Source organism: Variovorax robiniae, from assembly GCF_037889955.1.
GTDB classification, from domain to species: domain Bacteria; phylum Pseudomonadota; class Gammaproteobacteria; order Burkholderiales; family Burkholderiaceae_C; genus Variovorax; species Variovorax robiniae.
In genome coordinates, this window is sequence record NZ_JBBKZS010000056.1 from 1 (window position 1) to 8,810 (window position 8,810).

Below are 8,810 nucleotides of genomic sequence, written 5' to 3' on the forward strand. Positions count from 1 at the left end.
GTGGAACGCGTTCAGGTCGAAGGTCGGACGAACCGCCTTGAAGCGGAAGCTCGCGACCTCTGCATCGGGCAGTTGGCGGCGCAGCAGGTCCATCAGCAGCGTGGCAATCAAAGGGCCATGAACAATCAGCCCTGGATAGCCCTCGACCTGCGTGACGTACTGGCGGTCGTAGTGGATGCGGTGGCCATTGAAAGTGAGCGCCGAATAGCGGAACAGCAACACATCGTCCGGCACGATCTGCCGACGCCAGGGCGCCTCCACGGGTGCGGCCTGGGGAGGCGGCGCCACATCGTTCGGCCCCTGGGCTTCGCGATAGACGATGTCGTGGAACTCGACCAGGGCGGGCTCGGCAGCCTCGTTGCACCGGACCTCATGCCGCACCTTCACGAACACCAGCTTGCCGGTTCGGCCTTCCTTGGTGGTGACGTCGTCGATCGTCGAAGTGCGCGCGACCCGGTCGCCGACGCGGATCGGCGAGCGGAACTCGAACTGGCTGCCGGCCCACATGCGCCGGGGCAGCGGCACCGGCGGGAGGAAGCCGCCGCGCTTCGCATGGCCATCCGCGCCAATCTCGCTCTGCCGATGCATCGGCAGGAAGTAGAGCCAGTGCCACAGGGGCGGCAGGCTCGTGCCGGCGACAACCGGGCTCGCCGGATGGTCCAGCGTCGCGGTGAGCGCGACGACGGGGGTTGGGTTGACGGTGTCGTGCACCGTCTCGCTGCGCCCGATCCAGGCTTTCAGCTCATCTCGCTTGGCATCCACTTCGGTCTCCTTCTCTTGACTGCAGCAGGTGGCGGCAGTTCTGGGTCCGAAGTTTGCGGCGGGGATCACCTCGAGAGAAGTGCATTATTTGGACGTATTGATGCCTGAGACGCAACACTCGTCAGGGCGTTTGCGCCGGCTTGCGGCGTCTGGCTCCTCAGCCGCACTGCTTGCGCCGAAGCACTCGTTGACAGCACCACCAACGCACACAGTGCCCGTTGTGCATCGCTTGATGAGCGACGTGAGCCTTGGCCGTGTGCCGCTCGTCGCCGACGTACGCGTCCAAATGATCGTGCAGGACGGCGCCACAGGGGGCACACGCCCGCGCAGCCGAAGAATTTCCTTGCGCAGATTCAGATCGTGCGGTGGCTCCCCCCACACCCCCTGCGCCTTCAGGATGCCTGTCTCAGAACCTTCGACGCCGAACGCGCCGCGGAACGCAGCGCGGTCGCTGGCGCAAGAGTTCGCCAAGCCCTGGTGCTTGAGGCAGGCCTACAAGTACTCCTCCGGATCGACGTCGGGCGAAAACGGAGGCGGGAATGCGATCAGGAAATGTCCGCCGAGGGCCTCTAAGGTAGTCGCGCGAGCCCAACTCACGCGCTCCAACTGTCTGTTCTGGCTGCACGAGGGCCGCGTATGACGAGAGGTGCGTCGAGTTGAGTGAGACCGGACGTATGGGCGCGATCTACAAAGACGATCAGTCGCCTCTGCCGCTGGGCTTTTTGTTGAGCGCCGGCCAAGTGCTGCGCTCCCAACTGCGAAATGCATATTCGTTGCGTTCGGAGGCATGCCCCTCAGGCTCTCACGGGCTGACGCCCAGGCGGCCCAGTCTCCGCCGACGAGGGTAATTCCTTATCTTGACACATGAATATTTGAAAAGTAATGTATTGCTCCAGGTCCGGATTTTTGGCCGATGGCGAGTACCAAGGGACCGGCGCCATAGAAGCGGCTGTCAGCTTCAGCTGCGTGGTTCCCGATTGGGTCGATAAGGAGTCCTTCATGAAACTTTTCCAAAAACTCTTGATGTGCCTGCTCGCCGTTTCCTTGGCAGCGGCTGCGGCCAGTCCCGCAGACACTTTTCCCGAGCGTCCGATTCGCATCATCGTGCCCTTCCCGCCCGGCGGCGGCACGGACACTGTGGCCCGCATCGTGGCGGTGAAGCTTTCTGAGCGCTGGAACGTGCCTGTCACGGTGGATAACCGCCCCGGCGGCAACACGCTGATCGGCGCGGAGATGGCCGCGCGCTCAGCGCCTGACGGCTACACGCTTTTCCTGCCGATCGACTCCACGCTCGCGATGAACCAGAGTCTCAATGCCAAGCTGCCGTACGACCCGGTGAACGGCTTCGCGCCGGTTTCGCTGGCGATCTCCATGCCAATGGTGCTGGCGGTGCATCCCTCCGTGGAAGCGCGCAGCGTCAAGGATCTGATCGGCTTGGCGAAGTCGCGCGACGGAAAGCTGGCCTACGCCCACGGGGCCCTTCCGGCCCAGGTGGCAGGCGAGGCTTTCAAGTTGGCAGCGAAGGTCGACATGGTCGCCATCCCGTACAAAGGCAGCGGCCCGGCCATGACAGACGTGATGAGCGGACAGGTGCCGGTGATCTTTGATGCGCTCGGTCCGGCGATCGCATTCGTGAAATCCGGGAAGGTCAGGCCGCTGGCGGTCACCAGCGCGAGGCGCTCGCCGTCGCTGCCGGACGTCCCCACCTTGGCGGAGTCGGGACTGCCCGGCATGAACATGGTCACCTGGATCGGTTTCGTCGCGCCTGCGGGCACCGACCGCGCGATTGTTGCCAAGCTCAACGGCGAGATCACGCGCATCCTCAAGTTGCCCGAAACCTCCGAGAAGCTCGGGGCAATGGGCATGGACGTGGTCGCCAGCAGTCCCGAGCAGTTTACTCAGACCATCAAGGACGACACCACAAAGCTGGGGGCGATCATCAAGGCTGCGGGAATCAAGCTCGATTGAAGCCCTCTTTCTAACCCAATTCGAACAGGGTGTTCCCCCATCTTCGGAGAGCCCCTGAATGCACGCGCGGCTATCGACGAACGTCGGAACGTCGGACAAACCGGCGCGCGCCACAGCAATCCAGACGTGACCGGCCCTCGGGTTATGTCATTTCCAGGTTTGGCTCGTCGTGCGGCATGCGGGCGCCCGCATGAAACGTCAGCACGACGCCCTCGACGCGGGCTCATCAATGTCTATGTCGACGAGAACGAATCGAATGGAACAGTCAACTTCCTGCTGGACATCATTCGCAATGCAATGGTGGGCGCATCGCCGAAAGCAGCCTATCCGCTTTGCGGCGTGTTTAGATTTACGTGGCCGGCTCTCACCGCAGGCGAATAGTCGCACGCCAAATTCTTTCGCCAAGAGGCTTTTCCAGTTCGCCCCGGTGCCATGCAAGGCAAGGACGGGTTTGCCGTCCGGACGACCAAGTACCGTATATGCAACGCGCAACGCCGGCAAGAATCTCTCCCTTAGGAAACGGGAAGTCACGCACAGTGAATTCATGCGACATGGTCGCGCGCCAGGCATTTTTTTCAATCGACCTTCGCCTCCGTCCACGGCGCACCTTCTGTGACGCCTTCTCCGAAATCGATACTGGTGCGCCGCGGGCTGCGATTGACCATCAATCTCACCACGTCGCCACGCGCGTAGTGCCCCGACGGATCGTAGGCCGCCTTGGCGACAGCAATCGCGGACAGGTCAATGTCCGCGTAAAGAATGCCTTCCTGATCCTGCGGCATGTGATCCACCAACGGTTGACCATCGGGGCCAAAAATCATCGAATACCCGCCACCGGGCTTGCCGCCATCAGCATTCAGCAGCAGCGCCTTCTCAGGTGTATCGCACATGACGTCGAACATGTCCTGTCCCGTGATGGCACTGGCATGCAAGACGAAGCAGCCGCCTTCGAGCGCGTAGATCTGGCTCGCGGAGAGGTTCACCTCATGTCCCAGCGCATAGGCGGTGCCGCGATACAGCGTGAACGACGGCCATGAAGCCACATGGACTTGCTCGTGCATCGAGTACATCGCGTACTTCGACAATGGCTGGATGTGCTCGGCACAGCAGAGCGCGCCCAGGCGCCCGACGCTGCTGTCGACCACCTGAAAATCGGAGCCGTCGCCCTCGCCGAAAAGGGTACGTTCCACGTGCGTGGGCTTGAGCTTGCGGCGCTTGAAGACCATCTCGCCTTTGTCGCTGATCATTGCCTGGCTGATGTAGAGCGACCCGCCATCGATTTCCGAGAAACCGAGCACCACGTTGATGTTCGCCTTGGCAGCAGCCGCCGCGATGGACGCGAGTTCCGGTCCATCCGCGCGCAATGAATTGGCGTGGTAGCGCGACACGAACTGCATGCCCCAGGCTGGCGTACCGAGCCAAAGCCACCACGGGTAGCCGGGTATGAACACTTCGGGAAAGGCGAGCAACTTCGCGCCGTTCGCTCCCGCCTCGATGATCAGGCCGATGGCCTTTTCAGTGGAAGCCGTGGCGTCCAGAAAGACAGGGGCCGCTTGCACAACGGCGATCTTGAATGCAGTTTCGGACATTGGTTTTCCTTGGAGTCGTGATAGTGAAATCATTTGCGCGGCATGTCGCGCCGCACGCCGAACGGATCGATCGGCCACTTGCGCGTGATCAGGCTCCAGGCGCCGCCGGGAGCGAACACCATCGTGACGATCGCGAGCGAGCCCAGTCCGATGAAGTACCAGGAACCGTATGAAGCGAAGCTCTCGCGCAGGAGGAAGTAGAGAAGCGTGCCGAGGATCGGCCCTTCCAGCGTCCCGATGCCGCCGAGCACTGCGATGAAAATCGCTGCCGCCGCCCAGTTGAGCGAGAACGTGGCGTCCGGTGTGACCTGCAAGGTGTTCATGTAGGCCACGGCGCCCGCCAGCCCCGTGAGCGAGCCGGCGATGACCCACAAGGCGAGCTTCGACCGCCGGATCGACACCCCGGATGCGGCAGCTGCGGCCTCGGAGTCGCGCACGCTCATGAGCGCCAGGCCAAGCCTGCCCCGCAGAATGGTGCGGGCAATGACAAGCGTCCCAGCGCCGACCACCAACGCGGCCCAGTAGACGCCGGCGTTGCGGGTCCAACGGTCGAAGCTGCTCAACACCTCCAGTGGCATGCCGCCGCCGGCACCGAGCCATTCGTTGTTCAACGTCAGAATCCGCAGCATCTCGGCAAGCACCCACGTACCGACGGCGAAGTGCGCGCCGCTGAGTCGGAACATCGGGAATGCGCTCACGGCGGCAAAAAGGCCTGTGGCGATCGCTGCCAGAGGCAGCATCAGCCAGGGATTGAGTTCAAGCCTGTTCGACAGTGCGAACAGCGCGTACGCACCCACGCCAACGAACATTTGATGGCCGACGACCACTAGGCCGCCGTAGCCAGACAGCAAATTCCACGCAAGAGCGATTGCGAACACGGTGAAGATTTCCACCATCAAACGCTGTGTCGCAAAGTTCGTGAACCAGGGCACAGCCGCCAGGACCCCGCACAACAGCAAGACTGCGATGGCCGCTGCCGCACCGCTGACTTTTGTGCGCACGGACATCGGGGATTGCAAAGTAGTGACCGAGTTCATCGCTGTGCCTTTCCAAGCAAGCCCTGCGGCCGCGCCAGCAGCGCGATCAGAAAAACAAGATGACCGAAAAACGGTCCGAGCCCGGAGGAGACCTTGGCCCCAAACAGCTGTGCGACACCGATGATCAGGCCCCCGATGAAAGTGCCCCAGACATTACCGAGCCCGCCGAGGACGACCGCCTCGAACGAGTACAGCAAGCGTTCTGGCCCCGCCGTCGGAGAGAAGGGCGTCCGGATCCCGTACATGACGGCCGCCAGCGCGATGACGGCCAGAATGAATCCGGTCACGAGCGCAAAGAAGTTGCGATCGTCTACCCCCACCAGACGCGCGGTCCCGGGATCGTCTGCTACAGCACGCGCCTGGCGGCCGAGATGCGAATGGCCGATCAACCAGTTGGTGCCTGCGAAGATCACCACGCTGATGAGCGTCGAGACGAGCGGCAACAACCCGATCGAGACGCCCGCGATGTCAAAGCCGCGAAGCGAAAGATCACCAGCTTGCAGGCTGCGCGTGTCTGCGGTGTACGTCTCCTGCAGCACGTTCTGCAGCACGATCGACAGGCCGAACGTGAGAAGAAGCGGCGACAACGTGCCCTTGCCAACGACGCGATTGAGAAGCACCCGTTGCAGGACATAGCCGATGACGAACATCAAAGGCACCACTGCAACAAGCGAGATGAACGGACCGATGCCAGCCAACTGCATCACCGTGCCGCACAGGTAGGCTCCCAGGACGATGAGGTCACCGTGCGCGATATTGATCATCTTCATCACGCCGAGGCTCAGGCTCAGGCCAAGCCCGAACAGGGCATACAGGGCCCCGAGCATCAGGCCGCCGAGCAACGTTTCAATGAGAGTTTCCATGTCAGATCCCGAAGTAGGCTTGCGCCACTTGCGCCTGGTCGGCCGAATCGGATGACCCTTCCAGGACCACCCGCCCTTTTTGAATGCAGTAATACCGATCGGACTCCGTCAATGCGCGCTTGACGTTCTGTTCAACCAATACCACCGCAAGCCCGTCGTTGCGGGCGCGTCCCAAGAGGTCATAGACCTCGTTGACCGCTACCGGCGAGAGGCCAAGCGAGATCTCGTCGCACAGCAAGTACGTCGGGTTGCATACCAGCGCCCGCGAAAGCGCCACCAGTTGCTGCTGCCCGCCCGACAACGCAGTGGCAGGCCGATGCTGAAACGCTTGCATTACTGGAAACTCCCGCATCAGGCGTTCGATCGACCAAGGGCCGGTGCGGCCGTTGCGCGCTGCAAGCTGGAGGTTCTCGAGGACGGTCAAGCTCGGAAACAGTCGACGGCCCTCGGGAACGAGCGCGATGCCACAGTTGAGTTGCTTGCGCTCCGGATCGCCGCCGATGGCTTGGTCGTTCAACAGCACTCCGTCGTGGCGCGTCCGGACGGATCCAACGATCGAGCGCAGCAACGTGGATTTGCCGGCGCCGTTGGATCCGATCAATGCAACGGTTTCGCCCGGCGCCACGTGGAACGTGAAGCCGAACAGGGCCTGGAACAGTCCATAGAAGGCGTCGAGTCGATCAGTGCGCAGCATGGTCGAGTTCCTCCTCGATGTCCGATCCCAGGTAGGTGTCCGCACCGTCTGGTCTGCCATGACGGCTTTGGGGTCGCCATCACAGATCACTGCGCCGCTCGCAAGCACGACAAGCCGGTCGGCAGCGGATACGAGCGTGCGAACGAGATGCTCGATCCACAACACGGTCACGCCGCTCTGATGAATCGTCACGATCAACTGCAGCAATTGCTGCATCTCGGCGTCCGTCAACCCGCCTGCCACTTCGTCGAGCAATAACAAGCGCGGTCGCGTGGCAATCGCTCTCGCCAATTCGAGCCGCTTGCGCTGGAGCAGCGTCAACGTGCCCGCCAGCTTGTTGGCCACCGCCTCGAGCCCGCACCGCTGGATCGCTTCGACAGCGGAAGCCTGTGCGCCATGGCCGTGCTGACCGTTTCCGAAGGTGGCCGCCACCAGTGCGTTCTCGTAGGCCGTCATCCCCTCGAAGGGTTGTGGGATCTGGAAGGTGCGGCCGATGCCCGCCCTGCAACGTTCGGCGGCATCGAAAGCGGTGACGTCCTTGCCATCCAGAAAGACGCTGCCGCTGTCGCAAGGCGTGCTGCCGGAGATCAACCCGAACATGGTGCTTTTTCCGGCGCCATTCGGGCCAATGACGCCGATGAATTCGCCTTCCTCGACGGAGAGCGAGAGCTTGGGGATGACCACCATGTCCCCGTAGCGTTTGCGGGTGTCGCGAAGTTCGAGCAGCATCGTCTTCCCTGTCAGGCGAGTGCCAGGAGTTCGAACTTGCGCTGGACCGGGATCTCGGGCGCGGTCTTGTTGTTGGTGATGAAAAGTTCGGGTTTGCCGCCGTTGAGAATGCGCCACTGACCGCCTACCACACGCATCTTCGACACGTTCTTGATGCCGCTGGAGGTGAAGTCGAGCTTGCCGATGATCGTGTCGTGCTTCATCACACGCAGCGCGTTGGCGACCTTGATGGGATCCTTCGGGTCGCCGCTCGCCTTGAGGGCCTGAATGCCTGCTTCGAACAGTGCGTGCACGACGCCCATGGGCTGGGTCCACTCGCGCTTGGCGGCGGCTCTGTAGGCGTTCGCGAGCTGCGTCGCGGTCTGGCCGGTCAGGCTGGACTTGAACGGATAGGCCGGCGTCCACCAGATTTCCGTCGACATGCCATCGGCGCGTGGGCCAAGAGCGGCAACTCCGCCTGGAAACAGCAGCGCCTTAGCGACCGTGGCGGCCTTCGGCTTGAAGCCCATCTGCGCAGACTGCTTGACGAACGACGCCCATTCAGGAGGATTGAAGAGGCCCGTCACGATCTCGACGTTCTCCTTCTTGAACGCCTGGATGTACGACGAGAAGTCGTCCGCACCGACCGGGAACCGGCCAATGTCGACGATCTTGTAGCCGGCCTTGGCGAACGCGGCCAGCATGCCGAGCTTCATGTCACCCATGGCGTTCCCCGGCACATCGTTGCTGAACGCAGCGCCGATCACCTTGTTCGACGGCACGCCTTGCCAGATGTCGAGGTAGACGTCGGCGATGTCTTCGAGACCCCAGAAGAAATGGAAGACGCTCTTGAAGCCCTTGGCCGGATCGCCCTTCAGGGGAAACATCCATGCCTGCCAGGGGCCCACGGTAGAGAGGCAGGGCACTCCGTTGAGTTCGCACTGCTGGGAAGCGTTCGGGCCGATCGCTACCTGCGCCAGCATCAGATCGATGTTTTCCTTGTTGATGAGCTCGGCCGCCAGGTTGGATTGGCGATCCGGGCTGCTCTGATCGTCTCGCGCGAGGATCTCGACCTTGAACCCCGAACGACACCCAAACTCCCCCACCCATCGACACGTAAATTCCTCCACCCCAGCCATCGAGCTGTGAGGGTGTAGGCGGCGCCGGCATTGGCCGGAGTCACCTGCGG

General features: G+C 62.4%; 7 protein-coding genes. 1 reads left to right on the forward strand and 6 read right to left on the reverse strand.

Annotation, left to right across the window (positions count from 1 at the left end; genetic code table 11):
* A partial coding sequence (locus WKW79_RS36355; RefSeq protein ID WP_340340087.1) for an HTD2 family dehydratase occupies positions 1 to 762 on the reverse strand: 762 nt, incomplete at its 3' end.
* 999 nt (positions 763 to 1,761) lie between these two features.
* On the opposite strand from WKW79_RS36355, the gene WKW79_RS36360 reads away from it, so the two are divergent.
* Entirely contained in the window at positions 1,762 to 2,730 is a 969-nt protein-coding gene (locus tag WKW79_RS36360; RefSeq protein ID WP_340340088.1) for a Bug family tripartite tricarboxylate transporter substrate binding protein, read from the forward strand.
* A 575-nt stretch (positions 2,731 to 3,305) separates the two neighbouring features.
* On the opposite strand, the gene WKW79_RS36365 is transcribed toward WKW79_RS36360, so the two are convergent.
* The 5 genes from WKW79_RS36365 to WKW79_RS36385 form a co-directional block, all read right to left on the reverse strand.
* Positions 3,306 to 4,319: a nitrilase gene (locus WKW79_RS36365; protein ID WP_340340089.1), complete on the reverse strand. Its 1,014-nt coding sequence runs from the start codon at positions 4,317 to 4,319 to the stop codon at positions 3,306 to 3,308.
* 29 nt (positions 4,320 to 4,348) lie between these two features.
* Positions 4,349 to 5,356, reverse strand: a complete 1,008-nt coding sequence (locus WKW79_RS36370) for a branched-chain amino acid ABC transporter permease (protein ID WP_340340090.1) — start codon at positions 5,354 to 5,356, stop codon at positions 4,349 to 4,351.
* Positions 5,353 to 6,219 carry a branched-chain amino acid ABC transporter permease gene (locus WKW79_RS36375; RefSeq protein ID WP_340340091.1) on the reverse strand — a complete coding sequence of 289 codons (867 nt, stop codon included), beginning with the start codon at positions 6,217 to 6,219 and terminating at the stop codon, positions 5,353 to 5,355. The genes WKW79_RS36370 and WKW79_RS36375 overlap by 4 nt, the downstream gene beginning before the upstream one ends.
* Before the next feature lies 1 nt (position 6,220).
* Positions 6,221 to 7,642: an ATP-binding cassette domain-containing protein gene (locus tag WKW79_RS36380; RefSeq protein ID WP_340340092.1), complete on the reverse strand. Its 1,422-nt coding sequence runs from the start codon at positions 7,640 to 7,642 to the stop codon at positions 6,221 to 6,223.
* 11 nt (positions 7,643 to 7,653) lie between these two features.
* Positions 7,654 to 8,810 (reverse strand): ABC transporter substrate-binding protein (locus tag WKW79_RS36385; protein WP_340340093.1); only part of this gene is annotated, 1,157 nt, incomplete at its 5' end.

Bases quoted from the DNA above. Each gene is read 5' to 3' on its own strand.
- WKW79_RS36360 (WP_340340088.1), top strand. From the start codon at position 1,762: ATGAAACTTTTCCAAAAACTCTTGATGTGCCTGCTCGCCGTTTCCTTG.
- WKW79_RS36365 (WP_340340089.1), bottom strand. From the start codon at position 4,319: ATGTCCGAAACTGCATTCAAGATCGCCGTTGTGCAAGCGGCCCCTGTC.
- WKW79_RS36370 (WP_340340090.1), bottom strand. From the start codon at position 5,356: ATGAACTCGGTCACTACTTTGCAATCCCCGATGTCCGTGCGCACAAAA.
- WKW79_RS36375 (WP_340340091.1), bottom strand. From the start codon at position 6,219: ATGGAAACTCTCATTGAAACGTTGCTCGGCGGCCTGATGCTCGGGGCC.
- WKW79_RS36380 (WP_340340092.1), bottom strand. From the start codon at position 7,642: ATGCTGCTCGAACTTCGCGACACCCGCAAACGCTACGGGGACATGGTG.